Source organism: [Mannheimia] succiniciproducens MBEL55E (assembly GCF_000007745.1).
Taxonomy (GTDB): Bacteria; Pseudomonadota; Gammaproteobacteria; order Enterobacterales; family Pasteurellaceae; genus Basfia; species Basfia succiniciproducens.
This window is the reverse complement of sequence record NC_006300.1, coordinates 142,543-166,476: the sequence shown is the minus strand read 5'-3', so window position 1 is coordinate 166,476 and position 23,934 is coordinate 142,543. Positions and strand designations below refer to the sequence as shown.

The 23,934-nt window shown below is 42.9% G+C and carries 19 protein-coding genes, 1 tRNA gene, 3 rRNA genes, 1 pseudogene and 1 riboswitch; of the genes and pseudogenes, 6 read left to right on the top strand and 18 right to left on the bottom strand.

Annotated features, from left to right (window positions below; translation table 11 throughout):
• Positions 1 to 400: 400 nt before the first annotated feature.
• Positions 401 to 1,126: a nicotinamide riboside transporter PnuC gene (pnuC, locus tag MS_RS00895; protein ID WP_011199375.1), complete on the top strand. Its 726-nt coding sequence runs from the start codon at positions 401 to 403 to the stop codon at positions 1,124 to 1,126.
• 85 nt (positions 1,127 to 1,211) lie between these two features.
• Here the strand turns inward: pnuC and MS_RS00890 are convergent, their stop codons facing one another.
• The 8 genes and pseudogenes from MS_RS00890 to nudC all read right to left on the bottom strand — a co-directional run bounded on the left by MS_RS00890 (position 1,212) and on the right by nudC (position 9,108).
• A complete protein-coding gene (locus MS_RS00890) occupies positions 1,212 to 1,778 on the bottom strand; it encodes a manganese efflux pump MntP (protein WP_011199374.1) in 567 nt (188 codons plus the stop codon).
• Between the two features lie 126 nt (positions 1,779 to 1,904).
• On the bottom strand, positions 1,905 to 3,116 hold the full coding sequence (locus tag MS_RS00885; RefSeq protein ID WP_011199373.1) for an MFS transporter: 1,212 nt from the start codon (positions 3,114 to 3,116) through the stop codon (positions 1,905 to 1,907).
• Between the two features lie 185 nt (positions 3,117 to 3,301).
• Positions 3,302 to 5,135: pseudogene (gene glmS, locus MS_RS00880) on the bottom strand (glutamine--fructose-6-phosphate transaminase (isomerizing)).
• Between the two features lie 63 nt (positions 5,136 to 5,198).
• Positions 5,199 to 5,975 (bottom strand): DeoR/GlpR family DNA-binding transcription regulator, encoded by a 777-nt coding sequence (locus tag MS_RS00875; RefSeq protein WP_011199369.1) that lies wholly within the window; start codon positions 5,973 to 5,975, stop codon positions 5,199 to 5,201.
• Positions 5,976 to 6,109: 134 nt separating this feature from the next.
• Positions 6,110 to 6,385, bottom strand: a complete 276-nt coding sequence (locus MS_RS00870; RefSeq protein WP_011199367.1) for an HU family DNA-binding protein — start codon at positions 6,383 to 6,385, stop codon at positions 6,110 to 6,112.
• A 165-nt stretch (positions 6,386 to 6,550) separates the two neighbouring features.
• Positions 6,551 to 7,141: a YjaG family protein gene (locus MS_RS00865; protein WP_011199366.1), complete on the bottom strand. Its 591-nt coding sequence runs from the start codon at positions 7,139 to 7,141 to the stop codon at positions 6,551 to 6,553.
• Between the two features lie 56 nt (positions 7,142 to 7,197).
• Positions 7,198 to 8,262, bottom strand: coding sequence for a uroporphyrinogen decarboxylase (gene hemE / locus MS_RS00860; RefSeq protein ID WP_011199365.1), 1,065 nt, complete (start codon positions 8,260 to 8,262; stop codon positions 7,198 to 7,200).
• 42 nt (positions 8,263 to 8,304) lie between these two features.
• Entirely contained in the window at positions 8,305 to 9,108 is an 804-nt protein-coding gene (nudC, locus tag MS_RS00855) for an NAD(+) diphosphatase (RefSeq protein WP_011199364.1), read from the bottom strand.
• A gap of 195 nt (positions 9,109 to 9,303) precedes the next feature.
• Between nudC and MS_RS00850 the strand changes: the two genes are divergently transcribed.
• Positions 9,304 to 10,635: an NAD(P)/FAD-dependent oxidoreductase gene (locus MS_RS00850; RefSeq protein ID WP_011199363.1), complete on the top strand. Its 1,332-nt coding sequence runs from the start codon at positions 9,304 to 9,306 to the stop codon at positions 10,633 to 10,635.
• A 30-nt stretch (positions 10,636 to 10,665) separates the two neighbouring features.
• Here MS_RS00850 and MS_RS00845 read toward each other — a convergent pair whose 3' ends face one another.
• The gene (locus MS_RS00845; protein ID WP_011199362.1) at positions 10,666 to 11,085 is read right to left on the bottom strand and encodes a carboxymuconolactone decarboxylase family protein; all 420 of its coding nucleotides are present in this window, start codon (positions 11,083 to 11,085) and stop codon (positions 10,666 to 10,668) included.
• Between the two features lie 74 nt (positions 11,086 to 11,159).
• On the opposite strand from MS_RS00845, the gene MS_RS00840 reads away from it, so the two are divergent.
• Complete coding sequence (locus tag MS_RS00840) at positions 11,160 to 11,519, top strand: MerR family transcriptional regulator (protein WP_102030664.1); 360 nt, start codon at positions 11,160 to 11,162, stop codon at positions 11,517 to 11,519.
• A 173-nt stretch (positions 11,520 to 11,692) separates the two neighbouring features.
• Here MS_RS00840 and rrf read toward each other — a convergent pair.
• The 7 genes from rrf to MS_RS00805 all read right to left on the bottom strand — a co-directional run bounded on the left by rrf (position 11,693) and on the right by MS_RS00805 (position 19,925).
• A 5S ribosomal RNA gene (gene rrf / locus MS_RS00835) occupies positions 11,693 to 11,808 on the bottom strand.
• A gap of 162 nt (positions 11,809 to 11,970) precedes the next feature.
• Positions 11,971 to 14,999 (bottom strand): 23S ribosomal RNA (locus MS_RS00830).
• A 173-nt stretch (positions 15,000 to 15,172) separates the two neighbouring features.
• A tRNA-Glu gene (locus MS_RS00825) sits at positions 15,173 to 15,248 on the bottom strand.
• A 153-nt stretch (positions 15,249 to 15,401) separates the two neighbouring features.
• A 16S ribosomal RNA gene (locus MS_RS00820) occupies positions 15,402 to 16,945 on the bottom strand.
• The 16S, 23S and 5S rRNA genes sit together here with 1 tRNA gene alongside, the layout of an rRNA operon.
• Before the next feature lie 381 nt (positions 16,946 to 17,326).
• Positions 17,327 to 17,842: a menaquinone-dependent protoporphyrinogen IX dehydrogenase gene (gene hemG, locus MS_RS00815; protein ID WP_011199359.1), complete on the bottom strand. Its 516-nt coding sequence runs from the start codon at positions 17,840 to 17,842 to the stop codon at positions 17,327 to 17,329.
• Positions 17,842 to 19,305, bottom strand: coding sequence for a TrkH family potassium uptake protein (locus MS_RS00810; protein ID WP_011199358.1), 1,464 nt, complete (start codon positions 19,303 to 19,305; stop codon positions 17,842 to 17,844). Before MS_RS00810 ends, hemG begins: the two co-directional genes overlap by 1 nt.
• An 11-nt stretch (positions 19,306 to 19,316) precedes the next feature.
• Positions 19,317 to 19,925: a YigZ family protein gene (locus MS_RS00805; protein ID WP_011199357.1), complete on the bottom strand. Its 609-nt coding sequence runs from the start codon at positions 19,923 to 19,925 to the stop codon at positions 19,317 to 19,319.
• A gap of 88 nt (positions 19,926 to 20,013) precedes the next feature.
• Here MS_RS00805 and tusA point away from each other — a divergent pair, with 88 nt between their 5' ends.
• On the top strand, positions 20,014 to 20,253 hold the full coding sequence (gene tusA, locus MS_RS00800; RefSeq protein WP_011199356.1) for a sulfurtransferase TusA: 240 nt from the start codon (positions 20,014 to 20,016) through the stop codon (positions 20,251 to 20,253).
• 52 nt (positions 20,254 to 20,305) lie between these two features.
• On the opposite strand, the gene ribB is transcribed toward tusA, so the two are convergent.
• Positions 20,306 to 20,950: a 3,4-dihydroxy-2-butanone-4-phosphate synthase gene (gene ribB, locus MS_RS00795; protein WP_011199355.1), complete on the bottom strand. Its 645-nt coding sequence runs from the start codon at positions 20,948 to 20,950 to the stop codon at positions 20,306 to 20,308.
• Positions 20,951 to 21,047: 97 nt separating this feature from the next.
• Positions 21,048 to 21,199: riboswitch (FMN riboswitch) on the bottom strand.
• A gap of 189 nt (positions 21,200 to 21,388) precedes the next feature.
• Here ribB and nadR point away from each other — a divergent pair.
• On the top strand, positions 21,389 to 22,648 hold the full coding sequence (gene nadR, locus MS_RS00790; RefSeq protein WP_011199352.1) for a multifunctional transcriptional regulator/nicotinamide-nucleotide adenylyltransferase/ribosylnicotinamide kinase NadR: 1,260 nt from the start codon (positions 21,389 to 21,391) through the stop codon (positions 22,646 to 22,648).
• 23 nt (positions 22,649 to 22,671) lie between these two features.
• A complete protein-coding gene (locus tag MS_RS00785; RefSeq protein WP_011199351.1) occupies positions 22,672 to 23,367 on the top strand; it encodes a metallophosphoesterase family protein in 696 nt (231 codons plus the stop codon).
• A 15-nt stretch (positions 23,368 to 23,382) separates the two neighbouring features.
• Here the strand turns inward: MS_RS00785 and trmL are convergent, their stop codons facing one another.
• Complete coding sequence (gene trmL, locus MS_RS00780; RefSeq protein ID WP_011199349.1) at positions 23,383 to 23,862, bottom strand: tRNA (uridine(34)/cytosine(34)/5-carboxymethylaminomethyluridine(34)-2'-O)-methyltransferase TrmL; 480 nt, start codon at positions 23,860 to 23,862, stop codon at positions 23,383 to 23,385.
• Positions 23,863 to 23,934: the final 72 nt, after the last annotated feature.

Here is a 23,934-nt window from a genome sequence, read left to right as displayed (position 1 = left end):
CTATGTATCAAATAAAAATGTAAATTTTTGTAAAAAAGGGGGCTATTTTAGCGATCTTGTTTATAAAAATAAATCGGCCTCGTGGAAAAATCACCAAAAACGACCGCACTTTTTTCCTATTGCGCTTATTATTGACAAGTAAAGCGGGTGGTGTAAGAATTCCGCAATGATGATTTAGTGCTCGTTTATCTTTTATAACCGTTTGCGTTGTCGCCTAAAATAGCCGCCGGCTAGGCGTAAAACGCCGTGAATAGACAACAGCCCTATTAACAAGTTTTACAACGACGCATATGGCTATTTTAGGCACACTCCGAAGGGACGAGCTTATTTTTCGCCGACTCCGCGTTGAAAATCGTTTGTTTATCTTTTATAAGCAGACCCTAACCTAAGGACAGAAACCATGAGTTTATCAAAAAGTTTAAAAGACGAGTTTTTTGGCGGTTGGACGAAATTTGAAGCGTTTTGGCTGATTCTTTTCCTCGCAATTCAAATCGGTCTTTTTATTTACCAACCTGACAGCTGGATTGCCACTATCGCCGCCATTACCGGTATTATCTGTGTGGTATTTGTGGGTAAAGGAAAAATCAGTAATTATCTGTTCGGCTTTATCAGCGTTTCCCTTTATGCCTACACGTCTTATACCTTCAAACTCTACGGCGAAATGATGTTGAACTTATTGGTTTATGTACCGGTGCAATTTATCGGTTTTTTTATGTGGCGAAAACATATGACAAACAAGAACACCTTAAACACGGCGGGCGTTGAGGAAGTGATAGCCAAAGCATTAACCGCCAAACAATGGGTTCTCGTTATTCTCGCCGCAGGTTTGGTTACTTATGCCTATATCGAATGGCTGCGTCATTTAGGCAGCGCATTACCCGCTCTCGACGGCGTGACTGTGGGCGTTTCAATTGTGGCGCAAGTACTGATGATTCTACGTTATCGCGAACAATGGTCATTATGGATTATCGTCAATATCCTTACCATTTCCCTCTGGGTTGGCATGTATTTAGAAAACGGCGAAACAAGCCTGCCGTTACTTACCATGTATATTATGTACCTGTGTAATTCTATTTACGGTTATTATAACTGGACGCAATTAGTAAAAAAACATCAAGCGGGTTAAACAAAATTCGGCAAAAAAATACCGCACTTTTTAATAACAAAGTGCGGTATTTTTTTATACATTTTTTAAACGACGGAAATATCGCTTAACCGAATAAAGTATGCTCCATCAGAATTTTCACGCCTAATCCGATTAAGATTAACCCGCCTAAAATTTCCGCCTTAGTTTTTATCTTCTTGCCTAAAAAGTGTCCGCTTTTCACTCCGATAATGGATAAAGCGGCAGTAATTAAACCGATTGTTACAACAGAAGAATAAATATCCACCGATAAAAAAGCGAAAGTTACGCCAACAGCTAAGGCATCAATACTGGTGGCAAAACCTAAGGTCATCATGGTTTTAAAATTAAAATCATTGGAACAAGAATCTTCATCATCTTCATCACTCAAAGACTCACGCAACATATTGACACCGATAAGAGCCAACAGAAAAAAGGCAACCCAATGATCATAATCCGTAATGTACTCGCTAAACTGAACACCAAGCAAAAAACCGATTAACGGCATCACAGCTTGAAACAAACCGAAGTACAAGCCTGCTTTCAGAGCACCGCACCATTGGAATTTCTCCATCGCTAAACCTTTGCAAATCGAAACGGCAAAAGCATCCATTGATAGCCCGAAAGCCATCACCCACAATGAAAACAAAGACATAAAAAGCCCGATAATAAGAATAGGATAAAAAAGAGCGCTTATTATAAAAGAAAAAGTGCGGTCTGTTTATCGATAATTTTAAAAATCGGGTAAAACTGACCGCACTTTTCAATAGATGAAATAGCCCTATTTCAGCGCTTTTCCTTTTAATTCCGGAATAAGGAAGACAGTTGCAATCATATCGATCACATAAATCACCGCTAATAATGCAATAGCGATTTTAAAAGAATAGGCGGACACCACTGCGCCAACAATCACCGGACCGAAGCCACCCACGGCGCGACCTAAATTAAATAACACGTTTTGTGCCGTAGCTCGAGCTTCCGTCGGGTAAGCCTCTGACATCAACGCGCCATAACCGCCCATCATACCGTTTACAAACATACCTAATGCGGCACCGGCAAAGAGCATGATTGCAGGATCCGTTAATTGTGAATAGGCGATAATACTAATCACCGCACCAATCTGGAATAATAAGAAACTGGGTTTGCGCCCGATTCGGTCTGCAAGACGACCGAAAATCCAAATACCAGCCATCATGCCGCAGACGGTTACCGCCGTCCACACACCGGATTTAGTTAAACTGAATCCTAATTGTTTAGACAAGAAATTCGGTAACCAAATCATAATGCCGTAGTAACCGAAATTTTGTACCGAGGTTAGTACTACCACGCCTAAACTGACTTTTGCGGTAGCAACATCTTTTATCAATAACTTAAACGGTGATTGTCGCTTTCCGGTTGCAACTTCCGCCTGTTTTTGCACGAATACTTCCGGTTCGTGTAATTTAGCACGTAAATACCAAGCCACAAAAGCCGGGAAAATACCCACCAAAAACATGCCGCGCCAGCCGATAATCGGTAGCAATAGCGGCGTTAATAACGCCGCCGCCAACACCCCGACTTGCCAGCCTAAGGCCACATAGGAAGAAGCTTTGGCACGATGACGTGCCGGCCAGGCCTCCGCCGCGAGTGCCATACCGATACCGAATTCACCGCCTAAGCCAATGCCGGCAATAGTACGATAAATTAATAAATCCCAATAACCCTGAGCAAATGCACATAATCCGGTAAATACGGCAAATAACACAATAGTCCAGGTAAGAACCCGTACACGCCCGTATTTATCGCTTAACGCACCAAAAATAATCCCACCGGCTACAGCGCCAATCAGCGTCCAGGTTACCAAAGAACCCGCTTGTGTCGGAGATAGGGATAAATCCGCCGAAATGGCGGAAAGCATAAAACCGAGAATTAAAAGATCAAACCCGTCCATGGCATAGCCCACGGCAGATCCCATTAGGGCTTTCCAGCCGTAACTATTTACTTTATTTGACATTGTGAAGTCCTTTTGTTGCTCGCAGGCAACCTTTAAAGTGAAAGAAGAGAAAAAAAAAAGACACTTTCCCTGCTGGGAAATTGAGGCGTAGTTTAGGTAATTCCGCCTGATTTGGCAATAAAATTTCGCAAAAAAAGACCGCACTTTTATTTAAAGTACGGTCTTTTTTCATTAAGTTTTACGTCTTATTCCACAGTTACCGCTTTCGCAAGGTTACGCGGTTGGTCAACATCGGTACCTTTGATTAAGGCGATATGATATGAAAGCAATTGTAATGGCACGGTATAGAAAATCGGCGCCGTCACTTCATCTACTTTCGGTAACACGATAGTTTTGAAGTTATCGGAATCTTCAAAACCTGCGTCACTATCGGCAAAAACATACAGCTGACCGCCACGGGCGCGTACTTCTTCGATATTGGATTTCACTTTTTCCAATAAATCGTTTTCAGGCGCTACCACCACTACCGGCATTTCGCTGTCGATTAACGCTAACGGACCGTGTTTTAATTCGCCCGCCGCATAAGCTTCCGCATGAATATATGAAATTTCTTTCAGTTTTAAAGCGGATTCCATAGCAATCGGATAATATTCACCGCGGCCTAAGAATAAGGTATGATGTTTTTCCGCAAAATCTTCCGATAATGTTTCAATTTGTTTATCAAACACTAAGGCGCTTTCAATTTGAGCCGGTAAGCGTTGTAAGGATTGAATGATATGGTGTTCCTGCTCTTCGCTTAAATTGCCTTTCAAACGACCGATCGCCGCATTTAACAACAACATACAGGTTAATTGGGTGGTAAAGGCTTTGGTTGACGCCACACCGATCTCCACGCCCGCACGGGTTAAGAAAGCAAAATCAGATTCGCGGACTAAAGAAGAACTTGCCACGTTACAGATTGTCATTGCCGACATATAACCGGATTCTTTTGCCAAACGTAATGCCGCCAAAGTATCCGCCGTTTCACCGGACTGTGAAAGGGTGATTAACAGGCTGTTCGGACGGGTTACGAATTTACGGTAACGGAATTCAGAGGCGATTTCCACATCGCAGCTTACGCCCGCAATAGCTTCAAACCAGTAACGCGCCACCATACCCGCATTGTATGAAGTACCGCAAGCCACGATTTGAACATGTTCCACTTTTGATAAAATTTCAGCGGCATTCGGTGCGATAGCTTCAATGTTGACTTTACCTTCTTTGATACGTCCGTCTAAGGTGTTCATAATCGCAACCGGCTGTTCAAAAATTTCTTTTTGCATGTAATGACGGTAAGGGCCTTTATCCGCCGCATCCGCTTCAAAGTTACCTTCGTGGATTTCACGTTCTACTTTTTGACCGTCACGGGTATAAATCTGTACGGACTTACGGGTAATTTCCGCCACATCGCCCTCTTCAAGATAAGTGAAACGGCGAGTTACGCTTAATAAGGCTAACGGATCCGAAGCTAAGAAGTTTTCGCCGACACCATAACCGATTACCAACGGGCTGCCTGAACGGGCAACGATTAAATGTTCAGGTTCTTCTTCGTTTAATACTACCGTACCGTATGCGCCACGCAGTTGTTTTACGGTTTTTTGTACCGCTTCCAATAAAGAACCTGCCGTACGGAATTCCCATTCCACTAAGTGGGCAATAACTTCGGTATCGGTTTGTGATTGGAAGACATAACCGCGTTCTTGCAACAGCGTTCTTAATTCTTCGTAGTTTTCGATAATCCCGTTATGCACGACGGCAATTTTGCCTGAACTATGCGGGTGCGCATTAGCTTCGGTCGGTTCGCCGTGAGTTGCCCAACGGGTGTGCGCAATACCGGTTTCCGCCTAATAACGCGTTTTTCGCAATCGCGTCATCTAAGGCTTTTACCTTCCCTACGCGGCGAACAATTTGCATTTCATGCGCATTATTCAATACCGCAACACCGGCCGAATCATAACCGCGATATTCTAAACGATGTAAACCATCGACTAAAATTTCCGCCACATCACGTTGCGCTACCGCACCAACAATACCACACATAAGTTTTTTCCTCTTAGTTGCTGTGGGGCTTTCCCACTAAATGGTTAAATATAAACTTTTCAATTATTTCGCAATAATCACTTCGATATTATGTCGTTCAATAACCGCTTTATCTTTTTCCGACAGCAAATCATCCGTTACTAACACGTCAATCTGCTGCCAATTCAGTTCTAAATTTGGCATTTTGCGTCCGATTTTCTGGCTCTCCACCATCACAATCACTTCCCGGCTCACTTCCGCCATCACCCGGCTAAGCTCCACCAACTCGTTAAAAGTGGTGGTACCGCGCGCTAAATCAATGCCGTCAGCTCCAATAAAAAGCTGGTCAAAATCGTAAGAACGCAACACTTGTTCCGCCACTTTACCTTGAAAAGACTCCGAACGAGTATCCCAGGTACCGCCGGTCATCAGCAAAGTCGGTTCGTTTTCCAGTGAACGCAATTCGCTTGCCACCGACAGGGAGTTGGTCATCACCACCAATCCTTGTTTACTGTTCAACTGCTTGATTAAAGCCGCCGTTGTGCTGCCACTATCAATAATAATACGATGATGATCTCTAATCCGCTCGGCCGCCGCTTTTGCTATAGACAACTTTTGTTTCGAAAGGTTCTCATCTTGTGACTCATCCATTAAATCTTGCGGCATCAAAATTGCCCCGCCGTAACGACGCAACAAAAAACCATTAGACTCAAGTGCAGTCAAATCTTTACGAATGGTAACTTCCGAGGTTTCAAATAGTTGAACTAATTGTTCGACACTCACTTCGCCTTTTTGTTGTAACAATTGCATAATACCGTGTCGGCGCTGTTGCGTATTTCGTTGCTGAAAATTTCGCTTCATAATAAAAAAACACCAAAATAAGTTTCGATTCGAAATTTTATAGAGGATAAATCTAAATGTAAATATTTTATTTGGTTAAATTTTGTCACAAAAAAACCCTGCAAAAGCAGGGTTTAAAAATAATTATCGACTAATTAACCGTTTACAGCATCTTTTAATGCTTTACCAGATACGAACGCAGGAACTTTAGATGCTGCGATTTGAATTTCTGCACCTGTTTGCGGGTTACGACCTGTACGAGCTTTACGTTCGCTCACTTTGAATGTACCAAAGCCGATTAATTGTACTGAATCACCAGCTTTTAAACTTGCTGTGATTGCGTCTAGAGTTGCTTCTAATGCTGCTTTAGCTTGTTTTTTGTTTAACTCAGCTGCACTAGCAATCGCATCAATTAAATCCGTTTTGTTCATAAATTAGACCTTCTTTATTTTCTATTAAACTTGGTTATGTCTTCGATAAAGCTTATATTTTGTTTACCGACACCATCAGTAACTGTTAATAACAGCGTGTAAAGCTTAATCTAACTTTGCAAGAAAGCAAAGTATTATCTGTCAATTTTGAGACAAATATCTCGTTTAGTGCTCAATTTCTATACCGATATTCGAAATCCCTGCCTCTCTAAGCTCATTTTTCAGGTCAAGAATCAAATTTACGCTGCGCTCTTCCTGCTCTTTTAAAGTACGATAAATTTGCCATTGAACGTCAAGTTCCTGTTGAATATCTTCGCTCGCTTTCAATTCGGTTTCCGTTAATTCGTGATCCTCTTGCGTTTCTAACATCGTCACAATGGTTTGTAAAGAAAGCTGACTGACTTTAATTGCTTGTTCTAATACCGAACCCGCAATAATTGCGTGCAATAACTCGGATAACGCTTCACAAGCATCCAGTGCAGGAACAACGCCGAAAAATTCATAATCGTTAACGTCGGGAATAATGTTCTCTAATTTTTCCAACTGATTATCAAAATTAATTTTCGCCCCTTTAACCGTCAGGGATTCCCATACCAAATTTAAAATATTTTGATAAACTTTTCCGTTTTCACTTTGTTCCGTTACTTTGCAAAACAATTGATAATTCGGATACATACGTTCACATAAACAAGCCATGAAAGTCAGAGTTTGCCAGGTTTCGAAATTTTCAAGGCGTTTATGAATTGGGTTTCGCATAGGTGTGGTTCCTTACTCTTGAAATTTGGACGAAGCATAAACCCGCCCTGAAATTATTATTTATGATATGGTTTTGAATACTGGTGAATCGCATCCACGAACACTTTCGGACTTTCAACCGGCACGTCCTGATGAATGCCATGTCCTAAATTGAATACATGCCCGGAACCTTCGCCAAAATCAGCCAAAATCGACCGCACTTCTTGCTCTATGCGTTCAGGCGCAGCATATAATACCGAAGGGTCCATATTACCTTGTAAAGCCACTTTATGTCCTACCTGCGCTTTCGCTTGAGCGAGATTTACCGTCCAGTCCAAACCGATGGCGTCACAGCCCGTATCGGCAATAGCATCCAGCCATAAACCGCCGCCTTTGGTAAACAAAGTAACCGGCACTTTACGCCCGTCGTTTTCGCGAATTAAGCCGTTCACGATTTTATGCATATATTGCAATGAGAAATCTAGATATTCGCGATGGCCTAATACGCCGCCCCAAGTATCAAAAATCATGACCGCCTGTGCGCCGGCTTTAATTTGCGCATTTAAATAAAGAACGACGGAATCCGCTACTTTATCCAGTAATTTATGTAATAGCTTAGGTTCCGCATACATCATTTTTTTAATTTTTGTGAACGCTTTTGTAGAGCCGCCTTCAACCATATAAGTGGCTAATGTCCAAGGGCTGCCGGAAAAACCGATTAACGGAACTTCACCGTTAAGTTCTCGACGAATAGTGCGAACCGCATTCATCACATATTGCAACTCCTGTTCGGGATCCGGAATCGGCAGATTTTCAACCGCACTTTTAGTTTCAATAGGACGGTCAAATTTAGGCCCTTCACCGGCGCCAAAAGTTAAACCTAACCCCATTGCATCGGGAATTGTTAAAATATCGGAAAATAAAATCGCTGCATCCAACTCATAACGACGCAAAGGCTGCAAAGTTACTTCGCAGGCAAGATCCGCATTGCGACAAAGAGACATAAAATCGCCGGCTTCAGCGCGAGTCGCTTTATATTCAGGCAAATAACGTCCGGCCTGGCGCATCATCCATACGGGCGTCATGTCCACTGGTTCGCGTAATAATGCTTTTAAATAACGATCATTTTTTAAGGTTGTCATTAACTTTCAGTTTCCTCCGGTTACAATAGCGGTTTAGCTATTCTATTTATCTTGATGTTCGGCGCAAAGTTTCAAAGTCGCTTCAATTAATGCCCGTGCGATTGTTCCTTTCTCCGGAAATTCGGGATAAGGTTCGTCATACCGGAACCATTTCGCATCAGCAATTTCTTCCTCTTGCAAACGAATTTCGCCACTTTCATAATCTGCTAAAAAACCGACCATTTGCGAATTTGGAAATGCCCAGGGTTGGCTACCGAAATAACGTATATTCTTTACTTTTATACCGGTTTCTTCAAACACTTCACGATGTATGGTTTGTTCAAAGCTTTCACCCACTTCAACAAATCCCGCCAATGTGGTGTACATACCTCCTTTGCCGTATTTCGGCGCATGACGACGATGATTAGCCAGTAAAATTTCTTTACCGCGGCGAATGGCAACAATAATTGACGGGCAAATAACCGGATAAGTCCGGTAATTACATTCCTCATTCGTGCATTGTACCGCCCACTCGTCCTCGGTCTGCATAGTTTTGTCGCCGCATTTTCCGCAAAATTGATGGGTTTTAAAGAAATGGTTTAATTCAACGCCGCGATTTAACAAATTGAAGGTACGTTCGGGCAGGTAAAGTTGATCCCGTAAATCAAAATAGGCTCTCGTATCATTCGGCTGCTCTTCCACTAACCATAAAGGTTGTCGATCTAACTCACCAATTACCATGCCTTTTTTACCTTGCAGATGAAAATCTTCAGCCCTTCCTTCCGGTAAGTAATTATTAACCAAATGAATATGAGAACCTTGAGAAAGTAACCAGAAACCATAATCGGAAGAACGAATAAGCTGCATAATACATACGACCTATGAAAATTACGAAAAAATAACCGCACTTTGAGTGCATAAGTTCTGCATTATAAAGAAATTCCCAGAATTAGTGAATTCTTTCGGGTGCTTACCTGAGAAATCATAGCTATTTTTTAAAAATTATTTATAATTGTTAAATTAATGTAAATTTTTTGAGTTTTTAACTTTTTAGGAGCTTCTATGAAAAATATCGTCATCGTAGGCGGTGGAGCCGGCGGATTAGAGCTGGCGACTTATCTGGGTAATAACCTGGGCAAAAAACAGCGAGCCAATGTGGTGCTTGTGGATAGAAATCAAACCCACTTATGGAAACCCTTGTTACATGAAGTCGCTACCGGTGTATTGGATTCCGAAACCGACGCGGTTAGCTATCGTGCTCATGCACATAATCATTATTTCAATTTCGAACAGGGTTCCATCACCAGAATCGATCGTACGAACAAATATGTGGAATTAGCACCTGTTACGGGGCAGGAAGGCGATGTATTAGTAGTTGCCCGCCGTATTCCTTATGATTATTTAGTCATTGCTATCGGCAGTAAATCTAACGATTTTAATACCAAAGGCGTTGCCGAAAATTGTATTTTCCTGGATAGCCCGAATCAAGCTTTGCGTTTTCAACACAAAATGCTGGAATTATTCTTAAAATTCTCGGAAAACAACGCGTTAGAAGAAATAGGTGAAGACGATAGCAAACAGCGGCTAGTACAAGACGGAAAAGTGAATATTGCGATCGTCGGCGGCGGCGCCACCGGCGTTGAACTGTCCGCCGAATTATTTAATGCGGCACAGCATTTATCTTCTTACGGTTACGGAAAAATCCAAAGCGGTCATTTACAAGTAACGTTAATTGAAGCGGGTGATCGGATTTTACCGGCGTTGCCGGAACGCATTTCATCTTCCGTTCAACAAGAATTGGAAAACCTCGGCGTTACTGTAAAAACCGGTACAATGATCACGGAAGCTACAGAAAAGTGTCTGATCACAAAAGAAGGTGAAGAAATTAACGCGGATTTAATGGTCTGGGCGGCTGGCATCCGAGTATCCGCCATTACTCAACAATTTGACGGACTGGAAGTTAACCGCATTAACCAGTTAAATGTAAAGAATACCTTACAGACAACCGTTGATGACAGTATTTTTGCTATCGGCGACTGTGCCTTCTTATTACAAAAAGACGGTAAACCGGTACCGCCGCGAGGCCAAGCCGCAAACCAGATGGCAACAATATGCGGTCAGAATATCGTTGCATTATTTAACAACAAGCCGTTAAAGGATTTCCATTATTTTGATAAAGGTTCTCTCGTTTCTCTATCAAAATTTACCGCACTCGGAAATATTACAACGGGCAAAAGAAGTTCATTAACCATTGAAGGACGTTTAGCGCGTTTAGCCTACATCTCGCTATACCGCCTGCACCAACAAAAACTTCACGGCTGTTTTAAAACCGGCTTAATTATTTTAATCGGACGTTTAAACCGGTTCATCCGTCCGTCATTGAAATTACATTAAAAATAAAAGGAGCATTTTGCTCCTTATTTTTTACTTAAAAGTGCGGTCGTTTTTTTCAAAATTTTCCGTACCGTCCCTTTCTGAAAATACTTCCTTTGCAACAAATACCGCATTCAATACCTTAGGAAAGCCTAAATAGGGTATGCATTGAATAAAGGTTTCTACAATTTGCTTGCGAGATAAACCTACATTCAAAGAGGCGTGAATATGTACATGAAGCTGTTTTTCACAGCCTCCCTGCGAAGCCAACGCCGCCAATGTGATTAATTCCCTTTGCTGTAAATCTAATCGCGGACGATTGTAAATCTCACCGAAAGCAAAACTGATAATATATTTGCCTAAATCAGGTGCAATATCGGATAAAGCATCCATTACTTTATCTGCCTGTGAACCATCTATTTCTTTAAGCTTCTTTAATCCTTCTTCTAAAAGTTGTTGATTATGTAACATGGTTTCTCCTTATTGTTTATTGAAATAGACAATAAGGTTAAACTATGGAGCAAACTCTAAAGCAAGGAATTTTTATGCATATTAAAGAATTTTCTACAAAAATAGGTTTATCCATAGATACGTTGCGTTACTATGAAAAAGAAGGGTTACTTAATCCCGCTCGCAATAAAAGCGGTTATCGTAACTATGGCAAACAGGATCTTGAATGGATTGCGTTTATTCTAAAATTAAAAGCGATGGGCGTACCTTTAACGCAAATAAAGGAATATGCACGGCTTCGTTATTTAGGCGATACTACAATTCCCGAACGTTACGCTATTTTGCAGGCGCACAACCAAAAATTAGTTGAACAAGAAAAAGAAATTAAAAAATATCAACAATTTTTAGCACATAAATTATCAATATACGAAAAAGTAATGAAAAAACAGAATTAAATTACGTTTTTCAAATTTAAAATGGCAGTAAAAAAGTGCGGTAAATTTCCCTACATTTTTGCGCCTACGCCCGTCAATGGCGGTGATGACGCGCCGGTTCAGTTAGTAGGTATGGTGTGAGCACAAGCACAAAAAAAGCCCTCATCTCTCGATGGGGGCCTCTCTTCATAACAACCTGGCGGTGACCTACTCTCACATGGGGATACCCCACACTACCATCGGCATAACAGCGTTTCACTTCTGAGTTCGGCATGGATTCAGGTGGGACCACTGCACTATCGCCGCCAGGATAATTCCGTTTCAGATACTGACCGCGGATTCTTCTCTCCGCTATCACTAACCTACTTCTAGTCTTCTACTCTTCTATTCTCTAAAATTAAAAACAAGCCGATTCCCTGACTACTTACTTATTCCGTAATAACTTTCACCACCAAAAACACTTGAGCGTTGTATGGCTAAGCCTCTCGGGCAATTAGTACCGGTTAGCTCAACGTCTCGCAACGCTTACACACCCGGCCTATCTACGTCGTCGTCTCCAACAACCCTTACAGTATTAAATACTGGGAGAACTCATCTCGAGGCAAGTTTCGTGCTTAGATGCTTTCAGCACTTATCTCTTCCGCATGTAGCTACCCGGCAATGCGTCTGGCGACACAACCGGAACACCAGTGATGCGTCCACTCCGGTCCTCTCGTACTAGGAGCAGCCCCTCTCAATTCTCCAACGCCCACGGCAGATAGGGACCAAACTGTCTCACGACGTTTTAAACCCAGCTCGCGTACCACTTTAAATGGCGAACAGCCATACCCTTGGGACCTACTTCAGCCCCAGGATGTGATGAGCCGACATCGAGGTGCCAAACACCGCCGTCGATATGAACTCTTGGGCGGTATCAGCCTGTTATCCCCGGAGTACCTTTTATCCGTTGAGCGATGGCCCTTCCATTCAGAACCACCGGATCACTATGACCTGCTTTCGCACCTGCTCGACTTGTCCGTCTCGCAGTTAAGCTTGCTTATACCATTGCACTAACCTGACGATGTCCGACCGTCATTAGCAAACCTTCGTGCTCCTCCGTTACTCTTTGGGAGGAGACCGCCCCAGTCAAACTACCCACCAGACACTGTCCGAGTACCCGTTCCAGGCACTTCGTTAGAACATCAAACGTTAAAGGGTGGTATTTCAAGGATGGCTCCACGATAACTGGCGTTACCGCTTCAAAGCCTCCCACCTATCCTACACATCAAAATTCAAGGTTCAGTGTCAAGCTATAGTAAAGGTTCACGGGGTCTTTCCGTCTAGCCGCGGGTACACCGCATCTTCACGGCGATTTCAATTTCACTGAGTCTCGGGTGGAGACAGCCTGGCCATCATTATGCCATTCGTGCAGGTCGGAACTTACCCGACAAGGAATTTCGCTACCTTAGGACCGTTATAGTTACGGCCGCCGTTTACTGGGGCTTCGATCAGGCGCTTCTCTTGCGATAACGCCATCAATTAACCTTCCAGCACCGGGCAGGCATCACACCCTATACGTCCACTTTCGTGTTTGCAGAGTGCTGTGTTTTTAATAAACAGTTGCAGCCAGCTGGTATCTTCGACCGGTTCAACCTTCAAGGGTATACCTCTACAATCTACGCCGGCGCACCTTCTCCCGAAGTTACGGTGCTATTTTGCCTAGTTCCTTCACCCGAGTTCTCTCAAGCGCCTGAGTATTCTCTACCTGACCACCTGTGTCGGTTTATAGTACGGTTTATTATAATCTGACGCTTAGTGGCTTTTCCTGGAAGTGTGGTATCGGTTACTTCGGCACCTTAGCGCCTCGTCATCATCTCTCGGTGTTGATAAGCGTCCGGATTTGCCTAAACGCTCCACCTACCAACTTAAACGACCATTTCCAACAGGTCGATAACCTAACCTACTCCGTCCCCACATCGCAATTATAACAAGTACGGGAATATTAACCCGTTTCCCATCGACTACGCTCTTCAGCCTCGCCTTAGGGGCCGACTCACCCTGCCCCGATTAACGTTGGACAGGAACCCTGGTCTTCCGGCGAACGGGTTTTTCACCCGTTTTATCGTTACTTATGTCAGCATTCGCACTCGTGATACGTCCAGCAGCCCTCTCGAACCACCTTCTTCCGCTTACACGACGCTCCCCTACCCAACAGGCGTATCACTAATATTCCTCACGCTCCACTCGCGCCTTTCTGTTCGCTCTCGCTTACAGCCGACTCAACGTGTTGGTCGCTTAACCAACTTGCTCTCTTCCTTCGCAAGTTGTTAATCGTAAGGCGTATTAGTGATACGCCTGATGCCGCAGCTTCGGTGCTATATTTGAGCCCCGTTACATCTTCCGCGCAGGCCGACTCGACTAGTGAGCTATTACGCTTTCTTTAAATGATGGCTGCTTCTAAGCCAACATCCTAGCTGTCTAAGCCTTCCCACTTCGTTTCCCACTTAATATAAACTTTGGGACCTTAGCTGGCGGTCTGGGTTGTTTCCCTCTCCACGACGAACGTTAGCACCCGCCGTGTGTCTCCTATGCATTACTCTTCGGTATTCGCAGTTTGCATCGGGTTGGTAAGCCGGGATGGCCCCCTAGCCGAAACAGTGCTCTACCCCCGAAGGTATTCACATAAGGCTCTACCTAAATAGATTTCGGGGAGAACCAGCTATCTCCCGGTTTGATTGGCCTTTCACCCCCAGCCACAGGTCATCCGCTAATTTTTCAACATTAGTCGGTTCGGTCCTCCAGTTAGTGTTACCCAACCTTCAACCTGCCCATGGCTAGATCACCGGGTTTCGGGTCTATATCATGCAACTCGACGCCCAGTTAAGACTCGGTTTCCCTTCGGCTCCCCTATTCGGTTAACCTCGCTACATAATATAAGTCGCTGACCCATTATACAAAAGGTACGCAGTCACCCTCGCGGGCTCCCACTGCTTGTACGTACAAGGTTTCAGGTTCTATTTCACTCCCCTCACCGGGGTTCTTTTCGCCTTTCCTTCACAGTACTGGTTCACTATCGGTCAATCAGGAGTATTTAGCCTTGGAGGATGGTCCCCCCTTCTTCAAACAGGATTTCTCGTGTCCCGCCCTACTTCTCGCAAGCTCAGTACCACACAATGATTTTCAAGTACGGGGCTATCACCCTGTGCCGCCCGGCTTCCCAGCCGGTTCCTCTAATCCTCATGCTATCACTTGCCGGCTCTTACGCTTTCGCTCGCCGCTACTGACGTAATCTCGGTTGATTTCTTTTCCTCGGGGTACTTAGATGTTTCAGTTCTCCCGGTTTGCCTCAATAACCTATGGATTCGGTTATTGATAGTAGATTCTTCATCTACTGGGTTGCCCCATTCGGATATCTTGGGTTAGACGCTTCTTATCAACTCACCCAAGCTTTTCGCAGATTAGCACGTCCTTCTTCGCCTCTGATTGCCAAGGCATCCACCTTGTACGCTTAATCACTTAACCATACAACCTCAAGTATTCTCATACCTGTGTCGTTCGTTATTACTAAACACTTGACCGCTTTTGCTCGGCCAAGATTTTTTTATACTCAGACTTTCTTTTCAGAAAATCTCTCAGTTTTTCAGCTTGTTTCCAATTTTTTAAAGAACAAAAAGACAATAAAAATCATCTTTAAATGGCGTCCCCACGGGGATTCGAACCCCGGTTACCGCCGTGAAAGGGCGATGTCCTAGGCCTCTAGACGATGGGGACAACAGTTAAAGCGGATCTCTCGACGCCTTCGCTTGTTCCGCGCTTTTCTCCTTTTATTACCAGACCTAGATGATAATAAAAAAGTGCGGTCGTTTTCTTCTCTTTTTCTATCAAACAATCTGTGTGAACACTTGCCAGTCGCCTAAAACTTAGTAAGGAGGTGATCCAACCGCAGGTTCCCCTACGGTTACCTTGTTACGACTTCACCCCAGTCATGAATCATACCGTGGTAAACGCCCCCCCCGAAGGTTAAGCTATCTACTTCTGGTACAACCCACTCCCATGGTGTGACGGGCGGTGTGTACAAGGCCCGGGAACGTATTCACCGCAACATTCTGATTTGCGATTACTAGCGATTCCGACTTCATGGAGTCGAGTTGCAGACTCCAATCCGGACTACGATGCACTTTCTGAGATTCGCTCTACCTCGCGGTATCGCCGCCCTCTGTATGCACCATTGTAGCACGTGTGTAGCCCTACTCGTAAGGGCCATGATGACTTGACGTCATCCCCACCTTCCTCCGGTTTGTCACCGGCAGTCTCCTTTGAGTTCCCATCTTTACATGCTGGCAACAAAGGATAAGGGTTGCGCTCGTTGCGGGACTTAACCCAACATTTCACAACACGAGCTGACGACAGCCATGCAGCACCTGTCTCAGAGCTCCCGAAGGCACTCCCGTATCTCTACAGGATTCTCTGGATGTCAAGAGTAGGTAAGGTTCTTCGCGTTGCATCGAATTAAACCACATGCTCCACCGCTTGTGCGGGCCCCCGTCAATTCATTTGAGTTTTAACCTTGCGGCCGTACTCCCCAGGCGGTCGATTTATCACGTTAGCTACGAGCACCAGGCCTAAAGCCCAATCCCCAAATCGACAGCGTTTACCGCGTGGACTACCAGGGTATCTAATCCTGTTTGCTCCCCACGCTTTCGCATATGAGCGTCAGTATCTTCCCAAGGGGCTGCCTTCGCCTTCGGTATTCCTCCACATCTCTACGCATTTCACCGCTACACGTGGAATTCTACCCCTCCCTAAAGTACTCTAGACTCCCAGTCTGAAATGCTATTCCCAGGTTAAGCCCGGGGCTTTCACATCTCACTTAAAAGTCCGCCTGCATGCCCTTTACGCCCAGTTATTCCGATTAACGCTCGCACCCTCCGTATTACCGCGGCTGCTGGCACGGAGTTAGCCGGTGCTTCTTCTGTGATTAACGTCAATTGCTTGTCCTATTAAAACAAACACCTTCCTCGTCACCGAAAGAACTTTACAACCCGAAGGCCTTCTTCATTCACGCGGCATGGCTGCATCAGGGTTCCCCCCATTGTGCAATATTCCCCACTGCTGCCTCCCGTAGGAGTCTGGACCGTGTCTCAGTTCCAGTGTGGCTGGTCATCCTCTCAGACCAGCTAGAGATCGTCGGCTTGGTAGGCCTTTACCCCACCAACTACCTAATCCCACTTGGGCTCATCTTATGGCGGGTGGCCCGTAAGTCCCACCCTTTAATCCGAAGATATTACGCGGTATTAGCGACAGTTTCCCGTCGTTATCCCCCTCCATAAGCCAGATCCCCAAGCATTACTCACCCGTCCGCCACTCGTCGGCAAAGAAAGCAAGCTTTCCTCCCGCTACCGTTCGACTTGCATGTGTTAAGCCTGCCGCCAGCGTTCAATCTGAGCCATGATCAAACTCTTCAATTTAAAAAGTTCAATCGCTCAAAATACTGACTATAAATCATTAATTAAATTAACTTTGTTCAGCACTCTAAGTCTTGTTTAAATTTTTTGTTTAAACGAATCTTTCAAGTGCCCACACAGATTGTCTGATAAGTTGTTAAAGAACGGTTGCATTAAGCAAGGAAGGAAATTCTATTAAAAGCCGATTTCATTGTCAAGCAAACATGTTCAATTTTTTACTCAAATTTACTTATTTTTTATTTTACTTGCTTCCCTTGCGGGGCGGAGGCGTATTATAGAGATTTCAGATTGACTTGCAAGATCTTTTTTAAAAAAATCTTTTAATTGCTTTTTTATTGAACAATTTTGCATAACTTAATGATAAACGGCACAATTTTTTGACTATTAATTCATATTTTGGATCTTTTTAGCAAAGTTTTTCACGCTTTCCCAGTTAGTAAATTCAATTTCTTTGGTAGGATCCGTCTCTCCACCCGTTATTTTCATAATGAATTGGATCATGATCCGATCAATCCATTTGTATCTCGGATAAAACAACGCGCCGGCAAATACGGCTGAATCCGTCGGTTTCCAATGAATCTTTGCTAAGAACTTACGTACATAAACATTAGTTTCCGGCGTATCTTTACCTGCCTTACGCGCTGTGAGATTCACACCATAAAAATAGCCGAGCTTGGTCTGTAAAAGTGCGGTATGTTTTTCAATAAATTTATAAAGATTTTTATCAAAGCGTCCGTAACGAATGGAAGCGCCGATAATAATGCGGTCGAAATCCGCAAGGTTTTGCGTTAGCTCGGTCAGATTAACAACTTTGGCGCCCTTGTCTAAATTCTGAGCCAGATATTCCGCTATTTTTTTCGTTTGTCCGTCATGAGTTGAATAAAGAATGATTGTTTTCATTATGCTTTCCAGAAAGTTGGGCTAAATAAAGCAAGTAAAGTGAAAATTTCTAAACGTCCGCATACCATTGCAATAGTTAAAATACATTTTGCACTATCAGGAATTTCAACCATATTACTGTTGACGATGCCCATTGCAGGCCCAAGGTTATTAATGCAAGCCAATACCGCATTAAATGCATTAAATACATCGACGCCGCAAGCTATAACCCCTAATAGACAAATGATGAAGACCAGCAAATACGCAGAAAAAAATGCCCAAATACTCCCGATTACTCTTTCATCTAAAATACGTTTTCCCCATTTGATCGGATAAACTAAGTTCGGATGAACAAAAAGTTTAAGCTCACGTTTTCCCTGCAAATACAATACTAAAATCCGCGCTACCCGAACACCGCCGCCAACAGACCCGGCACAACCGCCGATAAAAGATGCGATAATGAGCAACATTGGCACAAAAGACGGCCATGCCGAGAAATCCGATGTAGTATAACCTGTTGTGGTTGAAATAGAGACGGATTGAAAAATTACCTGCTCAATATTTTCCCAAGTGGTTTCGAAATAAGAATGACTAAGCATGACCGCCGAACAAATCAAAATCAAAATTACCTGAATGCTAACAAAAAACCGGAATTCCGGATCATTACGGTAAATTTTAAAAAAACCGCCTTTATTAATCTCGGAGAACGCACGGAAATGTAATGCAAAATTACAGGCTGAAATCCATAAAAAAACGACGGTAATTAAATTAATCCAACTATCATTAAAATAACCGATACTGGCATCATGAGTAGAAAATCCGCCGATGGATACGGTAGAGAAGCTATGGCTAATAGCATCAAAAGGAGACATACCCGCCAAGTAATAGGCAAGTGCACATAAAATAGTTAATGAGGCATAAATAAACCAGAGAATTTTGGCGGTTTCCGCAATACGTGGGCGCATTTTCTGTTCTTTCATTGGCCCCGACATTTCGGCGCGATATAATGACATCCCGCCGATACCCAATAACGGAATAATGGCAACCGCTAACACGATGATCCCCATTCCGCCCATCCATTGCAACAATTGGCGATAAAAAAGGATCGCTTTAGGCAAATCATCCAGCCCCACGATGGTTGTTGCACCGGTAGTAGTTAAACCGGAAAACGCTTCAAAAAAAGATGAGGCGACGGTTAAATCCGGATATTCAAACAGCATAAAAGGAATACTTGCCAGACTGCCCAAAACCACCCAAAAGGCAACCACAATAATGAACCCTTCGCGGGAACGTAATTCTTGTTTATGGCTATGACAGCTCCACCAAAGTGTGGTTCCGACAATTAGGCTGATTACAAAAGATTGCATAAAGGCTTTACCGCCGCCGTCACCATAAATTAAAGCGACAAAAGCAGGCGCCAACATAGCGACTGAAAAACACATAACCAAAATGCCCACAATCCGAACGATGGATAATATATGCACAATATTCTCTCTTATTCCGCAGGTTCAATAGTCAGTTGTCCGGCGGAACGTTCTGTTAATTCTTGTTTGAAAGGTTCAAGTTTATCATCACTAATCGCTAACTGAAACCATACATTTTCTTGGAAAAGCTGGTTCTCAATCAAAACATTATATCTTTCGCAGAGTAATTGTAACCAATTGACCTGTCCATAATCGCAATATAAGCCATAAACCTGGCGTTCAATTTTTACCGTTGTTTCCAATAATTTTAGAGCCTGTTGCACGCCGTTACCGTAAGCGCGAACCAACCCGCCGGTCCCTAATAAAATTCCACCGTAATAACGCACCACAACAGCACTGATTTCACCGATTTGACTGCCTTGCAATGCGCTCAACATCGGTTTACCCGCCGTTCCCGCCGGTTCTCCGTCGTCGGAAAAACCTAATTTCTGAGAATTATTAGGCGCTCCCGCTACACTCGCCCAGCAATGGTGGCGAGCACCGGGATGACGCAGTTTAACGTCTTGCCAAAACGCCTTGGCTTCAACCAGCCCTTCAGTATGCCGCAAATAGGTAATGAAGCGACTTTTCTTAATTTCTTCTTCAAAAACGACCGCACTTTTAGGGATTAAATATTCCATTTACTTTTCGCAAATATCTTTAATTTTGACCAAACTGCACTTGAGTTGTATGATAGCGCCTTAAATTAATAGTATGAAGTATAACACAATGAATGAAATCATTAGTAATCATACCCTTGATGCATTAGGTTTACGTTGTCCGGAACCGGTTATGATGGTACGCAAACAAATCCGCCATATGCAAGACGGTGAGGTGTTATTGATTATCGCCGATGATCCGGCAACAACAAGAGATATCCCAAGCTTTTGCCAATTTATGGATCACACGTTGTTAAACAGCGAAACCGAAAGCCTGCCCTTCAAATACTGGGTAAAAAAAGGATTGTAATGCAAAAAAGTGCGGTAAATTTTACCGCACTTTTACTATCTGTTTTCGCTGATTATTTATTGTATTTAGTCCGATACGCAATCAGATCTTCAATAGTCACCACCGCATAACCGAATTTTTGTGCAAACGCCACTAATTCCGGCGTTCTGGCCATCGTGCCGTCGTCATTGGTAATTTCGCAAATAACGCCTGCCGGTTTATAGCCGCAAAGACGCGCCAAATCAACGGCGGCCTCGGTATGTCCCGGACGGGCTAATACGCCGTTTTCAGCCGCTCTTAACGGGAATACATGTCCGGGATGGTGTAAATCCGACGGTTTTGCGTTATCCGCAACCGCAACTTTCACTGTGGTGACGCGATCTGCGGCGGATACGCCGGTACTGACTCCTTCGGCGGCTTCAATTGTCACCGTAAAGGCGGTTTTATTCACACTGGTATTCGCAGCAACCATTGGCGGTAATTCCAGTTTTTGGCAAAGCTCATCGGTAATACATAAGCACACAATACCACTGCCGTAACGAATTAATTTCGCCATTTGTTCCGTAGTAATTGTTTCTGCGGGGAAGATAAGATCACCTTCATTTTCACGATTTTCATCATCTAAAACTAAAACGCCGTTACCTTGTTTGAAAGTATCAAGTGCGGCAATAACACGTTCTTCAGACGAACCAAATGAAGCTAATAATGACTGATTCATAGTAAATTCCTTTATTAATATAAATTATTGATACCAGAATCAGGGCTGATTATAAAAAGAACTCGGCGCAAGTTCTTAAAAAAACTTGCGAAGCGTTTTTTATTCTCTTTCATCCAGACTTTAACTGTTGGCTTTGGAATCTCACCAAATCTGCTGACCCTAATTCTACATCACATAAAAATAGGCGCTCGTGGGCTTATGTAAACATATACCACCAGTAGGGAATTTCACCCTGCCCTGAGAATGCCCGCATAGTATAGCGCAAAGTTTCTGGCGAAAAAATGGTTTTAAATGTTTTTATTTGTAGCAGGATTGCATACAATACAAATTAATTATGCAGATTACAGTACAAATATATCGCGAATACAAAGTGCGGTTAATTTTTTCGCATTTTTATCATATTTATACTTCATAATGTGAAGAAACAAGGAATACCTCATGTCTAATTTTTCTTATTTACAACAAAAACGTAAACAACTAAATCTCAAGGTAAACGATATCTGTGAGCAAGCTAATGTTACGCGGGCTTACTTTAATCAACTTGTAAGTGGAAAAATTAAAAACCCCAGTGCGGCAAAATTAACGGCATTACATAAAGCATTACAAATTACGGAACAAGACAACAAAAAAGTCGGCGTGATTTTTGGCAAATTTTATCCCGTGCATACCGGCCATATCAATATGATCTATGAGGCCTTCAGTAAAGTGGATGAGCTACATGTAATTGTGTGCAGCGATACCGAACGTGATTTGCAGCTTTTCTATGACAGCAAAATGAAGCGTATGCCAACAGTGCAAGATCGTTTGCGCTGGATGCAACAAATTTTCAAATATCAAAAGAATCAGATTTTTATTCACAATCTGGTGGAAGACGGTATTCCGAGTTATCCGAACGGCTGGCGAGCCTGGTCCAATGCGGCAAAAGCATTATTTAAAGAAAAAGAAATTAATCCGACGGTAGTATTCAGCAGCGAACCGCAGGATAAAGCGCCTTATGAAAAATACCTTAATTTAGAAGTACATTTGGTTGATCCGGCGCGCGAATCTTTTAATGTATCCGCCACAAAAATCCGCACTCAGCCGTTTAAATATTGGAAATATATTCCAAAAGAAGTGCGCCCGTTCTTTGCCAAAACCATAGCTATTTTAGGAGGAGAAAGTAGCGGTAAATCCGTGCTTGTCAACAAATTGGCGACGGTTTTTAATACGACTTCCGCTTGGGAATACGGACGTGATTTCGTATTTGATAAACTTGGCGGCGACGAACAAGCCATGCAATATTCTGATTATCCGCAAATGGCGCTCGGCCATCAGCATTATATTGATTATGCCGTGCGTCATGCTCATAAAGTAGCATTTATTGATACGGATTTCATTACCACGCAAGCATTTTGTATTCAATATGAAGGAAAACCGCACCCGTTTTTGGATTCTATGATTAAAGAATATCCTTTTGATGTGACTATATTGCTAAATAATAATACAAAATGGGTAGATGACGGACTACGTAGCCTGGGCGATTATAAACAACGCCAACGTTTTCAACAGTTACTGAAAAAATTGTTAGATAAATATAAAGTTCCTTATATTGAAATTGAGTCACCAAGTTATTTAGAACGCTATGATCAAGCAAAAGCGATTGTTGAAAAAGTACTGAATGATGAAGAAGTCTCGGAACTGACTCATGAAAACGATTAATCTATTTTAAATCAGGATAAATTATGATTTTATTTGCCGGAGATCCCCACGGATACTTTAAGCATTTATATCCTTTTGTGCGAGGAAAAGAGGATATTGCTCTCATTATCTTAGGTGATCTTCAATTAACCACCGTAGAAGAATTAGATAAATTATCCCAATATTGTGATCTTTGGTATATTCATGGTAATCATGACAGTAAAACTGTTGCCGCTTTTGAAGCCTTATGGGGTTCAAAATGGAAAAATCGTAACCTGCACGGACGAGTAGCTGAAATTCAAGGCAAAAAAATTGCCGGACTGGGCGGTGTATTCAGAGGTCAAATCTGGATGCCGCCAAACAAACCGCTGTTTTTAGATCCGATTCATTATTGTCAGTATTGTTCGCAGGAAAAAATTTGGCGAGGCGGTATCCCGCTTCGCCATCGTTCTTCCATTTTCCCTGCGGATATTGAGAATTTAAGTAAAGAAACCGCAGATATTTTAATCTGTCATGAAGCGCCGAAACCTCATCCCTCCGGTTTTACAGTATTAAATGAATTAGCCTCTCAAATGCAAATTAAGCATTTATTTCACGGGCATCATCATGAAAACTTTGATTATTCCGAATTAGCACCGCAAACACCCTTTGCTATTACCAATGTAGGGTTTCGTAGTCTATGTGATGAAAAAGGTAATTACTTACTTAAAAACATTGATGATAGAAAAAACAAGCCTTGATCAACTCAAGGCATTTTATTTACGATTTAAATTCACTGCGCCGATATAATCCAGCTGGCGCCAGGCTTCATAAACCGTTACCGCAACCGAGTTGGACAAATTCATGCTGCGACTGTTTTCAGTCATTGGAATACGGATTTTTTGTTCCATGGGCATACTATCTAAAATAGCCATAGGAATACCTCGGGTTTCAGGACCAAACATTAAGTAATCACCTAACTCAAATTTCACTTCACTATGTGCCGGCCCGCCTTTTGTTGTCAATGCAAATAACCGCTTAGGTTTTTCCGACTCCAAAAAAACTTCAAAAGTTTTATGTTTTTTAATGTGGGCAAATTCGTGATAATCTAAACCGGAACGACGAAGACGTTTATCATCCCAAGTAAACCCCAACGGTTCAATTAAATGTAAACGGAAACCCGTATTAGCACATAATCGGATAATATTCCCCGTATTTTGAGGAATTTCCGGTTCATATAAAACAATATCTAACATAATTCAAATCTACTCCAGAAAAAAGGATCAAAATTGTACAAATTAATGAGAAATTATAGTTTTTCTCAAATC

Bases quoted from the DNA above. Each gene is read 5' to 3' on its own strand.
- pnuC (WP_011199375.1), top strand. From the start codon at position 401: ATGAGTTTATCAAAAAGTTTAAAAGACGAGTTTTTTGGCGGTTGGACG.
- MS_RS00890 (WP_011199374.1), bottom strand. From the start codon at position 1,778: ATGTCTTTGTTTTCATTGTGGGTGATGGCTTTCGGGCTATCAATGGAT.
- MS_RS00885 (WP_011199373.1), bottom strand. From the start codon at position 3,116: ATGTCAAATAAAGTAAATAGTTACGGCTGGAAAGCCCTAATGGGATCT.
- MS_RS00875 (WP_011199369.1), bottom strand. From the start codon at position 5,975: ATGAAGCGAAATTTTCAGCAACGAAATACGCAACAGCGCCGACACGGT.
- MS_RS00870 (WP_011199367.1), bottom strand. From the start codon at position 6,385: ATGAACAAAACGGATTTAATTGATGCGATTGCTAGTGCAGCTGAGTTA.
- MS_RS00865 (WP_011199366.1), bottom strand. From the start codon at position 7,141: ATGCGAAACCCAATTCATAAACGCCTTGAAAATTTCGAAACCTGGCAA.
- hemE (WP_011199365.1), bottom strand. From the start codon at position 8,262: ATGACAACCTTAAAAAATGATCGTTATTTAAAAGCATTATTACGCGAA.
- nudC (WP_011199364.1), bottom strand. From the start codon at position 9,108: ATGCAGCTTATTCGTTCTTCCGATTATGGTTTCTGGTTACTTTCTCAA.
- MS_RS00850 (WP_011199363.1), top strand. From the start codon at position 9,304: ATGAAAAATATCGTCATCGTAGGCGGTGGAGCCGGCGGATTAGAGCTG.
- MS_RS00845 (WP_011199362.1), bottom strand. From the start codon at position 11,085: ATGTTACATAATCAACAACTTTTAGAAGAAGGATTAAAGAAGCTTAAA.
- MS_RS00840 (WP_102030664.1), top strand. From the start codon at position 11,160: ATGCATATTAAAGAATTTTCTACAAAAATAGGTTTATCCATAGATACG.
- hemG (WP_011199359.1), bottom strand. From the start codon at position 17,842: ATGAAAACAATCATTCTTTATTCAACTCATGACGGACAAACGAAAAAA.
- MS_RS00805 (WP_011199357.1), bottom strand. From the start codon at position 19,925: ATGGAATATTTAATCCCTAAAAGTGCGGTCGTTTTTGAAGAAGAAATT.
- tusA (WP_011199356.1), top strand. From the start codon at position 20,014: ATGAATGAAATCATTAGTAATCATACCCTTGATGCATTAGGTTTACGT.
- ribB (WP_011199355.1), bottom strand. From the start codon at position 20,950: ATGAATCAGTCATTATTAGCTTCATTTGGTTCGTCTGAAGAACGTGTT.
- nadR (WP_011199352.1), top strand. From the start codon at position 21,389: ATGTCTAATTTTTCTTATTTACAACAAAAACGTAAACAACTAAATCTC.
- MS_RS00785 (WP_011199351.1), top strand. From the start codon at position 22,672: ATGATTTTATTTGCCGGAGATCCCCACGGATACTTTAAGCATTTATAT.
- trmL (WP_011199349.1), bottom strand. From the start codon at position 23,862: ATGTTAGATATTGTTTTATATGAACCGGAAATTCCTCAAAATACGGGG.